Source organism: Bacillus sp. L_1B0_5, assembly GCF_000836715.1.
GTDB classification, from domain to species: Bacteria; Bacillota; Bacilli; order Bacillales; family Bacillaceae_G; genus Bacillus_A; species Bacillus_A thuringiensis_S.
On record NZ_JXIS01000041.1, the window covers coordinates 32,257 to 49,505 of the forward strand.

Below are 17,249 nucleotides of genomic sequence, written 5' to 3' on the forward strand. Positions count from 1 at the left end.
AAAGGGAAAGAGAATCAATACTCCATCCCCTTCTTATCCCTATCTACTATTCACATTCGTACTTGTAAATCTCCTTACCATATCCTCTATCAATTAGTAAAAGTTCATTTGGATATAGTGTCTTATGTTCCATTCCTACTTCATCCTCTGTTATAAACATCCCATCAATAATCATTCCAACTACTTGTGATTCTTTCGCTACAAAGACAGATTTCGAACCTTTCTTCGCTATAAACGTAACGGATTGCACCGTTTTTCTTTCTGCTCTAAATGGGATACCAAAATAATGGTTCCACCATTTATTTCGAAGTAATTCTGGTTCAGATTGATATAGCCAATCTTTCGCTACCTCTTGATCCCATTCATAATACAGTAGTGCCTTCCGGTGAAATCTCGGCCGAACAATCCATCCTAAAACAATGATTCCTACTACTAGCAGTAATAACGTGATAGGAATGACAAACTTAAAAATGAGCGCATATTTTTCATAAAACGGAGCATCTTGAATATGGAATGTTATGTTTTTCTTTACTTCTTGTAACTTTGAATCCCGCATTACGATGGTAGCTTCTACGGTGCCGGTATCTGTAAAATTAAATATATCGGAGTAATAGGGACGAGGATAAACATAGATTTGGTTTCCATGTTGCTTTATTTCATAATTGATTGATTGTTCAGATGTGACACCAGTAGATTTTAATAGTTTTTTTACAGCTTCTTCTGTCATCGGCTTACCATCTAACTGTGGCTGCAAAACAAATGGTTTACTATTCTCTAAATTTGTCACTTTTTCTTCATAATCTTTTGTAACAGTTTGAAGTGATAATTTTGGTTTCTCAGCTGTTTCAATTTTAAATTCTTTCGTCTGTCTATAAAACCCTTTTATATTCATATGAACTTTCCCGCGTACTAACCCTTTATCAAGCTTAGTTTCGTAATAAAACACATGCCTTTTATCGTCCCACTTCATCGGATATTGTTTTCCGTCTATTTCTACTTCTGCCTGAAAGTAAGAAGACTGAACTGGCAACTCCGTAGGCTTTGCTTCAATAACAGCAGTAACACCTTCGTACATTTTCTCTACATTTTTTTGACTACTATCATCTTTGTCATAAGTAGAAACCGTATAATTAAGCGCCGGTTCAACTAGTACTTGTAGTCCTTCTTTCTCAATGTCCTGGTCCACTTCTATCGTATAAGTTCCTGGTTTAATAACTTCCTGATTTTCCGTACTTATATGAACTATATTTCCGAACAATTTTGCTTCTCCTGGTGCATGTATGGAAAAAGAAGATTGTAATTGTAATGGTTTAGAAATTTGTGTGACCTGATAATCGGGCAGAGAAGGCGATTGTCGTACAAGCGTCATACGTTTTAACGGAAACGGTGTTGTAATCTCTACTTTTTTCCCCACTACTTTCGTTTTGACAATCGATTCAACAGAGGAGAATGGATCACGATTTGCAACTAATGCTGCCACTTGATTTACACTTTTTACAATGCCATCTTCTCCGCTTGACGGCATCGTAACACCATTTATCTCTTTCTTCCATATTTCTTTGAACGTGTTTAATTGTTCTTTTTCTTGTTGTCCTAAATCTTCTTCCATCGTAATTAAGACTGGGTGTAACGATATCTTTTTTGCATCCATTTCTTTCTTAAACTGGGCTAATTTCTGCAAAATTTGTTCTTTTCCGCCAACCTTATCTTTCTCTAAATCATTAAATGCCCCGTCAGTTAATACAATAAGCCAAAATTCACGTTTTCCATCTATATCTGCTTCCTTTTTTATAGATTGCATCGCCGTTTCTACCGCGCTAAATGGAGTATTTAAATACGTTTTCCACGCTCCAATTCCCTCAATTTCTGTTTGCCTTTTATCCTTCGTTAACAAAATGTTTAATGGATCATTCGGCTTACTCATTGGAACGTAAGAAAATTTATCTTTTTCATCTAATAATGCAACTAAACTTTGCAAAGCATAATTGGCATATTTCCAGCGATCGTTATTTCTCATGCTGCCCGAATCGTCATATACAAGTGAAACGACCCTTTCCTTTGCCTCCTCTCCTTTTGCAAAAGCTGATAAAGGTAAACATATAAATAGAAACAACATGAACGTGGCACAAATTCGAATTTTCATGATGAGGCTTCGCCACCTTTGTAGACAAATTCCTATGTTTAAATTTATGAGAGGAAACAAGATATATGACTTGTATTTTAGGACAACTAACCCACCATAACTTTATTATGTAAACAGATTATACACTTGGTAATATTCCTTCTAGCATTCTCTATCCAATTATATAAGTAAAAAAAGCCTGTTTAAGATCCACGCTTAAAACAGACTTTTCCTACTTTTCATTTTAAAAACACATAACAAAAAGTTTGATTTTTGACTTAACACATCACTTCTATTGTAAATCCACCAGGTACTTCAACGTAAAACGTATACGCATGGGCATGCTTAGGAGGCTCGATCAAAAATCCATCTTCCTGCAATCTTTGATTTATCTTATCTACTTGTTCTTCATTTTCTTGTGGAAATCCTACATGAAATGTTTTTGGATACTGAACTTCTTTTCCTTTCATTAAAGTTAGTATAAATCCATCATTGTCACGCATAACTGCAAAGGCATTCCCCCTTGTTCCACTACAAATTAAACCAAAATACCTCTCTAAAAACTCTCTAGATGCTGTTACATCTGTAACTGTTAAATTAAGATGTTTAATTCCCAATCCCCCACCTCATTTCTTAATTTTCTAACATTTTATCATACAAATAAAAAACACGCTTTTCACAGCGTGTTTCATTGCTTTACATACACTTCAACAATCGGATTCTCTTTATTATCCGCATGCAAGCGTATATTCGCTTCACTTGTATTATAAATACTAGCTAATAACATTATCGTTAACACATTAGGTATCTTCGCATCACTTCCGTATTTTCTCTCAAGCCCTTCCTTATATTCAAAATCTAAATCCCCCTGCACATATGTATACACTTCAAAACCATCTTCTAAATTGCAAACTACTGTATCAATAATATCTGCCCCTACTTGCTTCTTCATTTCCTCTCGCAACGCTTCAATAAATTCTTCCCACGGTACTTCGTATGTCTGAAACTGATCTGTAGATTTCATACCTTTTCCTCCTTATATATCCTCTTCTTATATTTCCCCTTTCCTATAACAATTATGATAGATAGGACATTCGTACAAGCCGCACTTGTCCCCCTTACATATCGTATTACTGTAATGCGGAAGGAGGAAAGAACATGCATAGACAAAAATGTTATGATACATGCCGACGTTATTTCGGAAAAGTTGTTCGGATTGAAGACCATGATGGCCGTATACATTTAGGTAAAATAATCGATTTGACACAAAACTCTGTATGGATTGAACCGATGCAACAGCGCTCATCTTTTGATTCAGGATTCGGATACTATGATGCTTATGCAAACGGTGGTTGTGACCTTTGTGGCGGCCTTAGCAGATGTGATAGTTGCGGATTTGGATGCGGTGGTGGATTCAGCAGTTGCGGATGTGGTGGCCGTGGTTGCGGTAGTTGTGGTGGCGGCGGCTGGGGTGGCGGCGGTTGTGGCTGGGGTGTTGAACTCGGATTTGGTTTCATCTTCGGAATTACATTAGCTGCATTATTTTTCATTTAACATAGTAAAGAGTTGGCTACCTTTAGCCAACTCTTTTTCTTTATTTTTCACATATAAAAATACGATGCCCTAAAATGTGTTGGTACATAAGCCGTACATTTTCATGCTGTACCCATGCCCCATATAACTCATTCGGAATATGTGAGGATACATTCCATTCTGGCTCTTCGACATAGCCAGAGATCGTTTCTGCAATCGTGCCACCGCCAGCAATTGTAATTCTTTTAAAATTTGCTTTCTGAAATAATTGTACCCACTCATTCTCAGTTAATAGTTCTTTCATGCCATATAATTGGGCGATTTTTTCTTCCTCACTCTTATCAATGTGCCTATCAATAATCATTTCAATGACAACAAGCTTACCGTCCTGCTGTAATACACGGTAACACTCCGAGATAACCCTTTCTTTCTCTGTAAAAGCGATGATTGATTCTCCAAGTACGAACTCAAATGAGTTATTCAAACAAGGTAATTGCTCTACACTTCCTTCAATTAATTGTATATCTAACCCTTCAAACAACCATCTATCTTTTGCCTTTTGAATCATAATTTCATTCTTTTCAACAGTTGTTACTTTATAACCAAATTCCCTTGTCATATATGCAGCTGTTTTTCCCGTACCGCAACCTATTTCAAGGACATTCGCTCCATATTTAAAAGGCAGTTGTGCTAACAATTGTTTTGTTAACGTAAAACCACCAGGATGAGCACTTCCTATTCCGTAATAAGCTAGGAAATCGATGTATGTGTTTCGCTTCATAGGACTCTCCTTCAAGTTTTCTATAATACATATATTCATCCTCAAAAAAATAGTGCACAGAAAAAAAAGCATTTTCAAGTGCAATGTTTCAACTTGAAAACGCTTTTTTCTTTTACTATTTCTCTTCTACATACGCCCATTTGAAACTATATTCCGGACTAATATTATGTTTTACAATTCCCTTTACATTTGGTTTCATAACATACGATCTACCACTTTGATATAAAGGTACGAGCGCTACATCTTCTTCAAGTAACAGTTTTTCTGCTTTCCCTAGCTCTGTCCAACGTTTTTTTGCATCAGCCATCCATTCCGTCTTACTTTTATTAATAATGTCATCATATTTTGAATTTGAATAGCTCATCTGATTCTGTGAATTTTTCGTTTCAAACATATCAAGATATGTCATTGGATCCGCATAATCTGGATTCCAGCCGCCATATGAGAAATCATAATCTTGGTCTGATTCTAATTTTAGTTTTTGCTTAAATGGCTGAAGTTTAATATTTACTGTTACACCCTTTAAATTCTTTTCAATTTGATCTTTTACATACTCCCCAACCTTTTTCGCATTACCAGTATCATAATTTAATAGCTCTATTGTCACTTGATCTTTTCCAAGTTCTTTTTTCGCAGCTTCCCAGGCTGCTGCTGCCTTTTTAGAGTCTTGTTTTAAACCATTTTTAAACGTTTCTGCGAAATCTTTACCGTCTGGTCCAGCTGCTAAACCTTTTGGTACTAAATAATCCACTGGTTTTGAACCATCATTTAAAATGACATTCGTTAAAGCTTTCTTATCGATTGATAATGCAATTGCTTCACGTAATTTTTTACTCTTTAACGGTGTATCTTGCCCACCACGTTTTTGATTTAGACGCAAGTAAAAAGTACTTGTTTCTGAATATGCACCAAACTCTTCTTTATTATTTCTATACTTATCAACAAATTCACCTGATAAAAGTGTAAAATCAATCGCACCTGTATCATATAAATTTACTCTTGTAGCTGGTTCTTTTACTACACTATAGTTGATTTCTTCTAGTTTTACAGTCTTTTTATCCCAATACTGATCATTTTTCTTTAATTTCCAACCTTGTTCATGCTTCCAATCAGTAAGTACAAACGGTCCATTATAAATTGTCGTATCAGACTCTAAACCGTATTTATCTCCTTTTTCTTTTACGAACTTTTCATTTAATGGATAGTATGACGCGAATGCCATTAAATTTAAGAAATATGGTACTGGTCTCTCTAGTTCAACTTCCAGCGTATAATCATCTACCGCTTTTACACCTAATGTAGAAACTTCTGCTTTCTCTTGATTTATTGCCTCTGCATTTTTAAGATAGTAAGCAATAAACGCATATTCTGCAGCTGTTTTTGGATCTACTAGACGTTGCCATGCAAATACGAAATCTTTCGCTGTTACAGGATCACCGTTTGACCATTTTGCATCTTTTCGTAATTTGAATGTATATTTTTTGCCATCCTCGCTTTTCGTACTAGATTCTGCCGCCGCTGGAATTGGCTTGTTATCTTTATCTAGACGATATAACCCTTCCATCGTGTTTCCTAAAATTTGAGAACCTAACGTATCTGTATTTTTAGAAGTATCCATCGTCGGAATTTCATTCGTTTCTGTACGATTCATTACTTGCTGTGCCGCATATTTAATATCGGATTTTTTCTCTTCCCCGCCACTATTAGACGTCGTAGTCGTTTTCTTCTCCCCACCAGAAGATCCAGAACATGCTGTTAACGCCACACTCATTGCTAATACTGGTGCTACAACCGCCGTAAACTTTTTCATCTTTTTCTTCATTTTTGTACCCTCCCCAATTATATGTACGAAACTAACTTTGAGAGATTTCTAATTTAAATTATCAGAAAATTATTATTAATTATTATTCTACTAACTTTTCTCGAATTGTAAAGTATTTTTAAAAATATTCATAATAATTAATTTATTTACTTCGATAACAATCTATTACTACTATACGAATTCTCCCACATCTACTATATGTAAGTACCACTTTTCTTATTCTTCTCTATTTAATTTAATAGTAAAAGAGCGTTCTAAAAGTCATTTATACCTTTAAAACGCTCTTTTTTATTATTTCCCTTCCGTTACATAAGCCCACTTAAAGCTATATTCTGGACTGATGTTATGTTTCACAATTCCTTTAACATTCGGTTTCATTACATACGCTCTACCTGTTTGATATAAAGGAATTAATCCTGCATCTTCTTCAAGGAACAATTTCTCTGCTTTTCCTAACGTTTCCCAACGCTTCTTCGGATCAGACAATAATTCATTACCTGCTTTCGCTACCATTTCATCGTATTTTGGATTCGAATAACTCATTTGGTTATACGGGCTCTTCGATTCAAACATATCAATAAACGTCATTGGATCCGAATAATCCGGGCTCCAACCTGCAAATGAAACTTCATAATCTTGCGCTGACTCTAATTTCAGTTTTTGTTTGAACGGCTGAATTTTCGTGTTAACCGTTACACCTTTTAAGTTTTTCTCAATTTGATCTTTAAAATAGTCAGCAATTTTTTTCGCAGTTCCATCATCATAGCTTAGTAGTTCAATTGTCACTTGATCTTTTCCAAGTTCTTTTTTCGCCGCTTCCCAAGCTGCTGCACCTTTTTTCGGATCATATTTTAGACCATTTTTAAATGTATCTTGGTAATCTTTACCGTCAGGCCCTGTCGCAAGCCCTTTTGGTACTAATTGATCTGTTGCTTTTGAACCGTTATTTAAAATAACGTTCGCTAAGCCTTTTTTATCAATTGATAACGCAATTGCTTCACGTAGTTTTTTGCTCTTTAACGGTGTATCTTGTCCGTTACGCTTTTGATTTAAACGTAAGAAGAATGTACTTGCTTCTGAATACTCACCGTACTCCTCTTTGTTCGATTTATATTTATCAACGAATTCTCCTGATAATAGTGTAAAATCAATTGATCCTGTATCATATAAGTTTACTTTCGTCGCAACTTCTTTTACTACACTATAGTTAATTTCTTCTAATTTCACAGTCTTCTTATCCCAATACTGATCATTTTTCTTTAACTGCCATCCTTGTTCATGTTTCCATGACGCCATAACGAACGGTCCATTATACAACGTTGTATCTGCTTCTAAACCGAACTTATCTCCTTTTTCTTTTACGAACTTTTCATTTAAAGGATAGTACGATGGGAATGCCATTAAATTCAAGAAATACGGTACTGGCTTTTCTAATTCTACTTCTAGTGTATAATCATCTACCGCTTTTGCTCCTAAATCTGTTAGAGGTTTTTCACCTTTATTAATTGCTTCTGCATTTTTAATATAGAAAGCGATAAACGCATATTCTGCCGCTGTATTTTTATCAAGTAAGCGCTGCCATCCGTATACGAAATCTTTCGCTGTTACAGGATCACCGTTAGACCATTTTGCATCTTTACGTAGTTTAAATGTATATTTTTTGCCATCCTCACTTTTCGTACTAGATTCTGCCACAGCTGGGATTGGCTTATTATCTTTATCAAGACGATATAATCCTTCCATTGTGTTCCCTAAAATTTGAGAACCTAATGTATCAGTAGATTTTGAAACATCCATCGTCGGAATTTCTTGATTTTCTGTACGATTTAATACTTGTTTCGCTGCGTATTTAATTTCAGCTTTTTTCTCTTCCCCACCACCACTAGACGTCGTAGTTGATTTCTTCTCCCCACCAGATCCAGAACACGCTGTCAACGCCATACTCATTGCTAAAACTGGCGCTACAACCGCCGTGAACTTTTTCATCTTTTTCTTCATTTTTGTACCCTCCCCAATTATATGTACGAAACCATCTTTGATAGACTTTCTAATAACTAGTTATCAGAAAATTCTTATTAATTAATATTCTACTAATTTTTCTGGTTTTGTAAAGTTATTTTTAAAATATTCTAAAAATTATTTTTTTGTGATAGTAACAAGTATTCTTTTTACAATTATCACTATACAAATTCTTCATTATATCTATCGTTTTATTTGCATGTAATCTCATAATAAAAAGAGCACTCCAAAAGTAAATAGTCTACTTTTGGAATGCTCTATCATTTATCTTTCTATTGTGGCCAACGAGATTCTCACTACAAAATAAGCTAATAAACTTGTATACATCTACTTAAAGATAACATTACTGTTTAAAAATTATTTTCCATCTTTTTCAGTCATATATGCCCACTTGAAGCTATACTCTGGACTGATGTTATGGTGAACGATGCCTTTTGCATTTGGTTTTTGAACATATGCATCACCACGTTGGTATAAAGGTACAAGCGCTACATCTTGCTCAAGAAGTAATTTCTCAGCTTTTCCTAGCTCTTCCCAACGTTTCTTCGCGTCACCCATTAATTCTCCGCCAGCTTTTTTGATCATATCATCATACTTTGAATCAGCGAAGCTCATTTGGTTATGAGAATGATTAGACTGGAACATATCTAAGAATGTCATTGGGTCAGCGTAGTCAGGTCCCCAACCAGCAAATGATAAATCATAATCTTGCTCTGTTTCTAATTTTAGCTTTTGTTTGAATGGCTGAAGTTTAATATTAACTGTTACACCTTTTAAGTTTTTCTCGATTTGGTCTTTTACATATTCTCCAACTTTTTTCGCATTACCAGTATCATAGTTTAATAGCTCAATTGTAACTTGGTCTTTTCCAAGTTCTTTTTTCGCTTCATTCCATGCAGCTGCTGCTTTTTTCGCATCTGGCTTAATACCATTTTTAAATGTTTCTTGGAAATCTTTACCGTCTGGACCACTTGCTAATCCTTTTGGTACTAAGAAGTCCGCAGGTTTAGATCCATCATTTAAAATTACATTTGATAGATTTTTCTTATCGATAGAAAGCGCGATTGCTTCACGTAATTTTTGGCTCTTTAGCGGTGTATCTTGTCCGCCACGTTTTTGGTTCAGACGTAAGAAGTATGTGCTTACTTGTGAATATGTGCCAAACTCTTCTTTATTATTTCTATACTTATCAACGAATTCACCTGATAGAAGCGCAAAATCAATTGCATTTGTATCATATAAATTTACTCTTGTAGCTACTTCTTTTACTACACTATAGTTAATTTCATCTAGTTTTACAGTCTTTTTATCCCAATATTGGTCGTTTTTCTTTAATTTCCAACCTTGCTCATGCTTCCAATCAGTAAGAACGAACGGTCCGTTATATACTGTTGTATCAGACTCTAAACCGTATTTATCTCCTTTTTCCTTCACGAACTTCTCATTTAATGGATAGTACGATGGGAATGCTACTAAGTTTAAGAAATATGGTACTGCTTGTTCTAACTCAACTTCAAGCGTATAGTCATCTACCGCTTTTACTCCTAGCTCTGCTACAGGTTTTTCACCTTTATTCACCGCTTCTGCATTTTTAATTGGGAATGCGATAAATGCATACTCAGCAGCTGTTTTTGGATCTAATAGACGTTGCCATGCATATGCGAAATCTTTCGCTGTTACAGGATCACCATTTGACCATTTTGCATCTTTACGTAGTTTAAATGTATATTTTTTACCATCCTCACTCTTCGTGCTTGATTCTGCAGCAGCTGGGATTGGTTTGTTATCTTTATCTAATCGATATAAACCTTCCATTGTGTTCCCTAAAATTTGAGAACCTAATGTATCTGTATTTTTAGAAGTATCCATTGTTGGAATCTCATTTGTTTCAGTACGATTTAGTACTTGTTTTGCTGCTAATTTCCCTTCTGATTTGCTATCTCCACCAGAGCTAGAATTCGTGCTTGTCTTCTTATCTCCACCTGATGTAGAACATGCTGTTAATGCCATACTCATTGCTAAAACTGGTACTACAACCGCTGTTAGTTTTTTCATTTTTTTCTTTTTCACTTTCTGTACCCTCCCTAATTCTTAACGCTCTCATTTAAGAATTTTCTGATAATTCTGTTTTTCTTTATATATTTATCAGAAGATTCTTATTAACTATTATTCTACTAATTTTTTGAGTTTTGTAAAGTGTTATTATTGAAAATTTTTAAAAAATTATTTTTTTACAGTAATATTCATAAAAATTCCATAATCTTTCGAAACACTATATCTCATTGAATTCTATGTATTGATTTAATAGTCTTTATATCCCTCCGCTACAAAATACTTGTAAATTATTGTTAATAAATAATGTATATCATACCAAACCTCTTTTCTACAAAAATAAAAAAGCAGACATTTCGCCTGCTTCAATTCTCCTCAATTTGCTTTTCGCTTAATCCTAGATGTGTTCTAAGAGTATTACTCAAACTCTGTAGATCTTTTTTATTAGGATTATAATAATATACACGTTGTCCGTTTGGGCCATTAGGTAAATATAAATCATCACCAGCTAATTGTATTTTTTCAACTGAACCGTTTAAACCGTATTTATAAAAAGATAAAATATCATCCATTACTAAGTTTGTTTTAAAATCGCCGTCAACCGCCTCAACCATTTTTTCTAGTTTCGTAATCGAACCTACACTTTTTAATTTACTTAACATCGCTTCGATAACAAGCTGTTGGCGCTGACCTCTCATTGCATCACTATCAATATGACGCGTTCTTGCTAGTGCAAGTGCTTCTTCCCCATTTAATTTTTGTAATCCTTTTCTCAAATGGATCGCATCAGGTTCATCTTTACTATTTTGCTCCGTAAATTCAACTGGGACATCTACCTCAATACCATCTAACCCATCAACAATTTTAGTAAAGGAACCAAAATTAAATTTCACAAAATAATCAACAGGCACCTGTAACAATTTTTCTACCGCTTCCACTGAAGCTTGCGGTCCTCCATCTTTACCATTTTGAACGAAACCACTTCCATATGCATGGGTTATTTTATCTTTTTTCTTTTGAACTGGAACATATGTATATGTATCACGCGGTATGCTCGTTAATTTCACTGTTTTATCATCTTTATTAAAGGTGGCTAACAATAACGCATCTGTATGAAATGCACCATTATACTCCTTTTGTCGTTCTTGATTTTCATCAATTCCCATAATTAAAAGTGAAACATGATTTGCAATTGGCTTTACAGATTTCTCACGTAAATTGGATTTTTCACCTCGTGCTAAATTCAAATTAGATTTTTGTACGAGACTAGAAGTTTTCATATATACATAGGTTCCATAGCCAATTCCACCAAATAGTAATACCGCTAGTAGTAAACTTATTATCGTTTTCTTTTTATATTTTTGCTTATTTTTCTCTTCTCTTAAAGATGAATGATTCCTCATTTACTCTCCTCCTGTTTCTATTCATCCAATATGTTTTTCATTTTTTCATATTTAGCGCTATCCTTTTGAAACACACTTTCTTTCAATCCTTTATCTATTTGTATCCATTCAGTCGTAAGTGAATATTGAATCAAGCCTTCTTGAAAACTAAGAAATTTCAATATAATCCCTGTATTTTTCTCCACAACCATTTCGAATTTCCCTCTTAAATTTTCAGAGGTGCTAACAGGCATCTCTATGTTGATGACTCCTTCAATTTTGTAACAATCTAATCCAAGATATTTCGTTTCTTTATAATTCCAATCTTTATATCGAATTAACAAATCTGCGAATTCTGATTGAATACTATACTTAGCTAGTCCTACATATTCATCATCATATCGCCTTTTTTCACCTGATTTTTTCAATAACCTTTCCGTAGGATTTAATTTTAATAGTTCATTGTTTCTTTCTTTCGGGTTCCATTTTGTCTCTTTATAGGTATGCTTCTCATCATCAAACTCTTTTTTCTTGCCCTCGTTATATATAATTGTTCGTTTTTTCGCTAGTTTATCTTCTTTCGAAGAGATACCTCTTTGTTTTTCCGTATCAATCGCATACTTATATGTTGTAGCAACTCTTGATGAGCTAGAATATTCCTCAAATTGTCCTGAAATATTTTTAAAATAATCAATAGAATCTAGCATCTTTTGATGAATCTTTTCTTTATCTGGATAATGTACATTCGATTTTATTTCTTCTTCATTTTCATAATCAGAAAACGCTTTTTTCTTTACATATTCAAATACTCCACCGTTTTGCGCAAAACTTTGGATAGAAAACTCAGACATAGATACCACTGAAAGTATACAAACCGCTGCACTAATTATCATCATATGAATTTTGTAACTCTTCTTTTTTACCTGAAGATTATGTAGTGTGCCATTAATCTTTTCATTTAACTCTGGAGGTACTATAACATTTTCATCTTTTATTCTCTTTTTTAATTTCTCATCAAATAATTTTTCATTATCCACCCTTTACACCCCCTATTCCATCTTTAATCGTTTTTGTAGTTGTTCCCTTGCGCGTGACAATCTGGATTTCACTGTTCCTTTTGGTACTTCTAAAAGCTTTGCTATACTCTCTTGATTCATATCTTCATAATAATAAAGCACCGTAACAGCTCTTAATTCTTCATGTAACGATTGAATCGCATTACACAAATCTATATCTTCATACTGATCACACGCACTCATATTGTAATCATTCTCTTCTGTCACAATTACATTTTTATACGCTCTAATAATATTGTTACACTCATTTATTAGTATTCGAATTAACCAAGTTTGAAAAAATTCTTCTTTTTTTAATTTTTTTATATTTTCATAGGCCTTTAAAATTGTTGTCTGTATCGCATCCTCTATATTTGTCTCATCACGTAACATCGCCTTTGCTATTCGATACATCTTCACTTTTTCTGTATGTATAAGCGCTATAAAGGCTTCATGATCACCTTTTTTCGCTAAAGAAACATCCGTTTCTTCTTTTATAATCATTTTATATAAAGGGATTACTTTCACAATTGCTCCTCCTGTTTCATCCTCACTTCATCACTTCCAATTTAACTTTACATGTATTAGACGTATGAACCTAGAAAAAGGTTCATTTTTTTGAATATTTTTTTAATTAAAAAGATAAATATCCTTTATAAGTGTTATGTGATAAACATACTAGTTTAAATTTACAAATAAAAAAAGCCCACTTTCTAGTGGACTTTCTACTTTATAACGGTAAATCCCTCTTCCTAAATACTACAATCGCTACTAAGAAAATACAAAGCGCTCCAGCAGTTAACCCTATACTTACCGGCCATATATTATACGTTCCTTCAGCGATTTCTTTCGGGCGAAACAGCGTGAATAATGATAGACTTCTCATCCACTCTAACTTATCACTTAATTTACCTACCATATCCAATACGAAAAATAAGATAGTTAAACTCGCTGAATAACTTAGTGCTTTTCTTTCGTCATTACATATACAAGAAAAGAAAAATGAATACGCACTAACGACTAAAAATATGAGCCCTCCGACTACATTTATCTTCAAAAATAATTCTTTATTTAAGTTATTATCTTGTAAAAACCATTCTGCACCTACTAACCCAGCTACATACGTAACAGATACAATAATCAGAAGTCCTAATATGAGAACAGTAGCTTGTGTAATAGCAATTTGCACTCTAGATACAGGTGTTGCTAGCAAGTATGCCATTGCTCCTTTATCTACATGACGAGCAATTAAATGTGTCGCAACTGTTACGCAAAAAATTGTTAAAATGATAATAAACAATAGACTATAGTATTCACCAGCTAAAAAATCCATTACGTTTTGAATCGGACTTTCCATACCAACGATTTTTTTCACACTATCAGGCATGGCAGCTATTAATTCATTTAGCCCTTTCGCTGATACCATTGACGGGAATATCCAAATTAATAACCACAAATATAAAGCCGCACCAGACGCATAACTCAAAATACTTTTTTGTGTTTCTTTCAAACTAGCTAAAAACAATTGCTTATTCATGCGTTATCCCTTCTTTCTTATCGTAATAATGCATAAATAAATGTTCTAAATCCATCGCTCTCGTTTGAAGTGCCGTTACATTATAGTTTGAAAGTGTTTGTAAAACAGTTTGATAGTTTCCTTGTACAATGATAGATGCCTCTCTGCCTTTTACCGCTTCAAATTGCAAATTACACTTTGTAAGGGACTCAATCTCTTCTTGTGATGATACTGTTACATCTATCACCTGTCTTCTCATACTTTGTAAATCGTGAATATTTTCAACCGTTACGAGTCGACCATCTTTAATAATAGCTACTCTGTCACAAGTTCTCTCAATTTCAGTAAAAATATGTGATGACATCAGGATTGTTTTTCCTCTTTGCTTTTCCTCTAATATTAAATCTATAAACACTTGCTGCATAAGTGGATCAAGTCCAGATGTTGGTTCATCTAAAATTAACACCTCTGGATCGTGCATAAATGCAGCGACTATCCCTACTTTTTGCTTCATTCCTTTAGACATTTTGCGAATCGGTGTTTTCACATCAAATTGCAGACGCTCTATCAGTTCATCTCGTCTTTTCGTATCCTTTAATCCACGCATTCCTTGCATTAATTTTAAAAACTCTAATCCGTTCATTCCTTCAATAAAAGAAATTTCCCCCGGTAAATAACCAACTTCTCTTTGAATTTTCGCTGCTTCATTCCAACAATCTAATCCAAAAATTGTCGCTTTACCAGCTGTCGGTTTTATAAATCCCATTAAATTACGAATCGTCGTTGATTTCCCGGCACCATTCGGTCCTAAATAACCAAATACTTCTCCCTTTTTTACATCAAATGTAATATGAAACAAACCTTTTCCATTCGAAAACTGTTTTGTGACATCTTGAACTGAAATCATAATTCCACCTCATTTTTTGAAATATTTAATATGTGATATTTCAAAATTATTGTACTCCTCATCTTTCATATTCGCAACAACTTTTTGAAATATTTATTAGTCCATATTTCAAAATTATTGTTTTCCATTATTTTTTCTTGTATATTTTAAGTGAGGTGATTGCATTGAACGGCTTTGAAAGAGTAAAAGAAAAGAAAAAGCGTGCCATTAAAGAAGCAGCATTCGTATTATTTTCAGAACGTGGATTTAATGAAGTGAAAATAGAACATATCGCAAAAGAAGCAAACGTTTCTCAAGTTACAATTTATAATCATTTCGGAAGTAAAGATGCTTTATTTAGGGAGCTTATACAAGAATTTATCATATCTGAATTTCAATATTATAAAGAGCTTGCAGAAGAAAAATTACCTTTTCATGATATGATGCAAAAAATGATTGTAAGAAAAATGAATACTGGCGGGTTATTTCAACCTGATATGTTATTACAAATGATGCAAAGGGACGAAGAACTCCGTAAGTTTATTTATAGTTATCAAAATGAAAAAATCCTGCCCTGGTATTTAGAAATATTAGAACGAGCTCAGCGCAAAAATGAAATTAATCCACACCTTACTAAAGAAATGATGTTACTTTACATTCAAATGTTTACAAAATTAGGTGATGAATTTGGAGCACAACTTCTTGAAGGAGATCGTGAAAAACATATACAAGATATCGTTACGATGTTCTTCTATGGTCTTTCTGTTCCACAAAAATAAAAAAGACACGAATTTCGTGTCTTTTTTATTTTATAGAAATGACTCTACCCTTTTCACTACTTTCAATCGCTAATTGAATCAGTTTAATAACATCTAAACCTTCTTGTGCTGTTACAGGCAGTTTCTCACCATTTAATATACTATCTCGTACACCTTTATAATAATTGTCATAACAACCGACTTCTGTTGGAATACGCTCTAAGCTTTCTTCTGTTTCTAAAGTAGCAAAATTCTCTTCATCGTCTACTCCATAACCGTTATCACCTGGCTTCATTCCATTTTTTAATTGCTCTTCCTGCGAATCCATACCGCACTTCACGATAGAACCTTTCTCTCCATGCACTATAAAATGCGGTCCAGCTTTTTTCACATAACTACTACTACGTAAAATGACACGTTTAAATCCGTAATGAAGTACTATGTGGAAATAATCATCCACCGCTGCACCTGGTCGTTGTTTTATTACATCTGCACTTATCGCATCTGGTTTCCCGAATATTGATAACGCTTGGTCAATTAAATGCGATCCTAAATCGTATAATATACCGGAACCTGGTAGATTTTTTTCTCTCCATCGATCACGCACATGTGGACGGAAACGATCAAAATTCGATTCATATGCGTATACATTCCCTACTCTGTTTTCTTCTAACAATTTCTTAATTGTTAAGAAATCATTATCAAAACGACGATTATGATATACGCTTAACATTACATTATGCTGCTCTGCTAATGAAATAAGCTCTTCTCCTTCTTCAATTGAAACAACAAATGGTTTTTCTACAACAACATGCTTACCGTTTAAAATTGCTTCTTTTACATATGGAAAATGAGTTGTATTAGGTGATGTAATAACAACTAAGTCAACATCAGCTCGCTTCACCAATTCATCAATTGTACTCACAACATTAGCGTTTGGTAATGTTTCTTTTACTACCTCTTCTTTTGAGGATAATACAGCACGAATATCATATTCTTCTATCGTTTGTAATAGTGGGATATGAAATGTCGTACTAGAAAAACCAAATCCTACAATCCCTACACCTATTTTTTTCATGTTGTCCCTCCATTTGTCCCGCTTTAACGGGCAGTAAAATTCCTAACTCAAAATTCAGCGAAAGCTAAGAAATTAGGTGAGGAATCAACTGCTTGTTAAAGCCCGATTGGTTCAACTAATAATCAATGTGGATAAAGAAACTCCCCATTGATTAAAGTTCCACTTTATGAGAACGATTTCATTCAGTTATTATAACAAGATTATTATCATTTACATAATAAATTGCCTAGAAAAAAGCACCTTGC

Annotated in this window: 15 protein-coding genes; 2 read left to right on the forward strand and 13 right to left on the reverse strand. The window is 34.0% G+C overall.

All coding sequences use genetic code 11. The features are described from left to right. Positions 1 to 46: 46 nt before the first annotated feature. The 3 genes from RT27_RS13410 to RT27_RS13420 all read right to left on the reverse strand — a co-directional run bounded on the left by RT27_RS13410 (position 47) and on the right by RT27_RS13420 (position 3,146). Complete coding sequence (locus tag RT27_RS13410) at positions 47 to 2,143, reverse strand: vWA domain-containing protein (protein ID WP_043936416.1); 2,097 nt, start codon at positions 2,141 to 2,143, stop codon at positions 47 to 49. A gap of 257 nt (positions 2,144 to 2,400) precedes the next feature. Then, the gene (locus RT27_RS13415; RefSeq protein WP_029443013.1) at positions 2,401 to 2,739 is read right to left on the reverse strand and encodes a VOC family protein; all 339 of its coding nucleotides are present in this window, start codon (positions 2,737 to 2,739) and stop codon (positions 2,401 to 2,403) included. 71 nt (positions 2,740 to 2,810) lie between these two features. After that, entirely contained in the window at positions 2,811 to 3,146 is a 336-nt protein-coding gene (locus RT27_RS13420; protein ID WP_000842905.1) for a hypothetical protein, read from the reverse strand. Between the two features lie 134 nt (positions 3,147 to 3,280). Here RT27_RS13420 and RT27_RS13425 point away from each other — a divergent pair, with 134 nt between their 5' ends. After that, on the forward strand, positions 3,281 to 3,676 hold the full coding sequence (locus RT27_RS13425; protein ID WP_029443014.1) for a hypothetical protein: 396 nt from the start codon (positions 3,281 to 3,283) through the stop codon (positions 3,674 to 3,676). Between the two features lie 40 nt (positions 3,677 to 3,716). Here the strand turns inward: RT27_RS13425 and RT27_RS13430 are convergent, their stop codons facing one another. The 9 genes from RT27_RS13430 to RT27_RS13470 form a co-directional block, all read right to left on the reverse strand. Then, the gene (locus RT27_RS13430; RefSeq protein ID WP_029443015.1) at positions 3,717 to 4,436 is read right to left on the reverse strand and encodes a class I SAM-dependent methyltransferase; all 720 of its coding nucleotides are present in this window, start codon (positions 4,434 to 4,436) and stop codon (positions 3,717 to 3,719) included. 115 nt (positions 4,437 to 4,551) lie between these two features. Next, a complete protein-coding gene (locus RT27_RS13435; protein ID WP_043936417.1) occupies positions 4,552 to 6,258 on the reverse strand; it encodes a peptide ABC transporter substrate-binding protein in 1,707 nt (568 codons plus the stop codon). Positions 6,259 to 6,549: 291 nt separating this feature from the next. Next, the gene (locus RT27_RS13440) at positions 6,550 to 8,256 is read right to left on the reverse strand and encodes a peptide ABC transporter substrate-binding protein (RefSeq protein ID WP_000728442.1); all 1,707 of its coding nucleotides are present in this window, start codon (positions 8,254 to 8,256) and stop codon (positions 6,550 to 6,552) included. A gap of 378 nt (positions 8,257 to 8,634) precedes the next feature. Further along, positions 8,635 to 10,347 carry a peptide ABC transporter substrate-binding protein gene (locus RT27_RS13445; protein WP_043936418.1) on the reverse strand — a complete coding sequence of 571 codons (1,713 nt, stop codon included), beginning with the start codon at positions 10,345 to 10,347 and terminating at the stop codon, positions 8,635 to 8,637. A gap of 347 nt (positions 10,348 to 10,694) precedes the next feature. Further along, positions 10,695 to 11,732 (reverse strand): LCP family protein, encoded by a 1,038-nt coding sequence (locus tag RT27_RS13450; protein WP_043936419.1) that lies wholly within the window; start codon positions 11,730 to 11,732, stop codon positions 10,695 to 10,697. A 17-nt stretch (positions 11,733 to 11,749) separates the two neighbouring features. After that, positions 11,750 to 12,748 (reverse strand): hypothetical protein, encoded by a 999-nt coding sequence (locus tag RT27_RS13455; RefSeq protein WP_043936420.1) that lies wholly within the window; start codon positions 12,746 to 12,748, stop codon positions 11,750 to 11,752. Positions 12,749 to 12,760: 12 nt separating this feature from the next. After that, complete coding sequence (locus RT27_RS13460; RefSeq protein ID WP_043936421.1) at positions 12,761 to 13,294, reverse strand: sigma-70 family RNA polymerase sigma factor; 534 nt, start codon at positions 13,292 to 13,294, stop codon at positions 12,761 to 12,763. A gap of 202 nt (positions 13,295 to 13,496) precedes the next feature. After that, positions 13,497 to 14,303 carry an ABC transporter permease subunit gene (locus tag RT27_RS13465; protein WP_016080684.1) on the reverse strand — a complete coding sequence of 269 codons (807 nt, stop codon included), beginning with the start codon at positions 14,301 to 14,303 and terminating at the stop codon, positions 13,497 to 13,499. Further along, complete coding sequence (locus RT27_RS13470; RefSeq protein WP_029443026.1) at positions 14,296 to 15,189, reverse strand: ABC transporter ATP-binding protein; 894 nt, start codon at positions 15,187 to 15,189, stop codon at positions 14,296 to 14,298. The genes RT27_RS13465 and RT27_RS13470 overlap by 8 nt, the downstream gene beginning before the upstream one ends. A gap of 155 nt (positions 15,190 to 15,344) precedes the next feature. Between RT27_RS13470 and RT27_RS13475 the strand changes: the two genes are divergently transcribed. Then, positions 15,345 to 15,947 (forward strand): TetR/AcrR family transcriptional regulator, encoded by a 603-nt coding sequence (locus RT27_RS13475; RefSeq protein WP_116777626.1) that lies wholly within the window; start codon positions 15,345 to 15,347, stop codon positions 15,945 to 15,947. 25 nt (positions 15,948 to 15,972) lie between these two features. Here RT27_RS13475 and RT27_RS13480 read toward each other — a convergent pair whose 3' ends face one another. Then, positions 15,973 to 17,004 (reverse strand): oxidoreductase, encoded by a 1,032-nt coding sequence (locus tag RT27_RS13480; RefSeq protein ID WP_043936422.1) that lies wholly within the window; start codon positions 17,002 to 17,004, stop codon positions 15,973 to 15,975. Positions 17,005 to 17,249 lie beyond the last annotated feature (245 nt).

Excerpts from the sequence above, each read along its gene's own strand:
- RT27_RS13410 (WP_043936416.1), bottom strand. The coding sequence starts at position 2,143 with ATGAAAATTCGAATTTGTGCCACGTTCATGTTGTTTCTATTTATATGT.
- RT27_RS13430 (WP_029443015.1), bottom strand. The coding sequence starts at position 4,436 with ATGAAGCGAAACACATACATCGATTTCCTAGCTTATTACGGAATAGGA.
- RT27_RS13440 (WP_000728442.1), bottom strand. The coding sequence starts at position 8,256 with ATGAAGAAAAAGATGAAAAAGTTCACGGCGGTTGTAGCGCCAGTTTTA.
- RT27_RS13470 (WP_029443026.1), bottom strand. The coding sequence starts at position 15,189 with ATGATTTCAGTTCAAGATGTCACAAAACAGTTTTCGAATGGAAAAGGT.
- RT27_RS13425 (WP_029443014.1), top strand. The coding sequence starts at position 3,281 with ATGCATAGACAAAAATGTTATGATACATGCCGACGTTATTTCGGAAAA.
- RT27_RS13450 (WP_043936419.1), bottom strand. The coding sequence starts at position 11,732 with ATGAGGAATCATTCATCTTTAAGAGAAGAGAAAAATAAGCAAAAATAT.
- RT27_RS13465 (WP_016080684.1), bottom strand. The coding sequence starts at position 14,303 with ATGAATAAGCAATTGTTTTTAGCTAGTTTGAAAGAAACACAAAAAAGT.
- RT27_RS13420 (WP_000842905.1), bottom strand. The coding sequence starts at position 3,146 with ATGAAATCTACAGATCAGTTTCAGACATACGAAGTACCGTGGGAAGAA.
- RT27_RS13435 (WP_043936417.1), bottom strand. The coding sequence starts at position 6,258 with ATGAAGAAAAAGATGAAAAAGTTTACGGCGGTTGTAGCACCAGTATTA.
- RT27_RS13480 (WP_043936422.1), bottom strand. The coding sequence starts at position 17,004 with ATGAAAAAAATAGGTGTAGGGATTGTAGGATTTGGTTTTTCTAGTACG.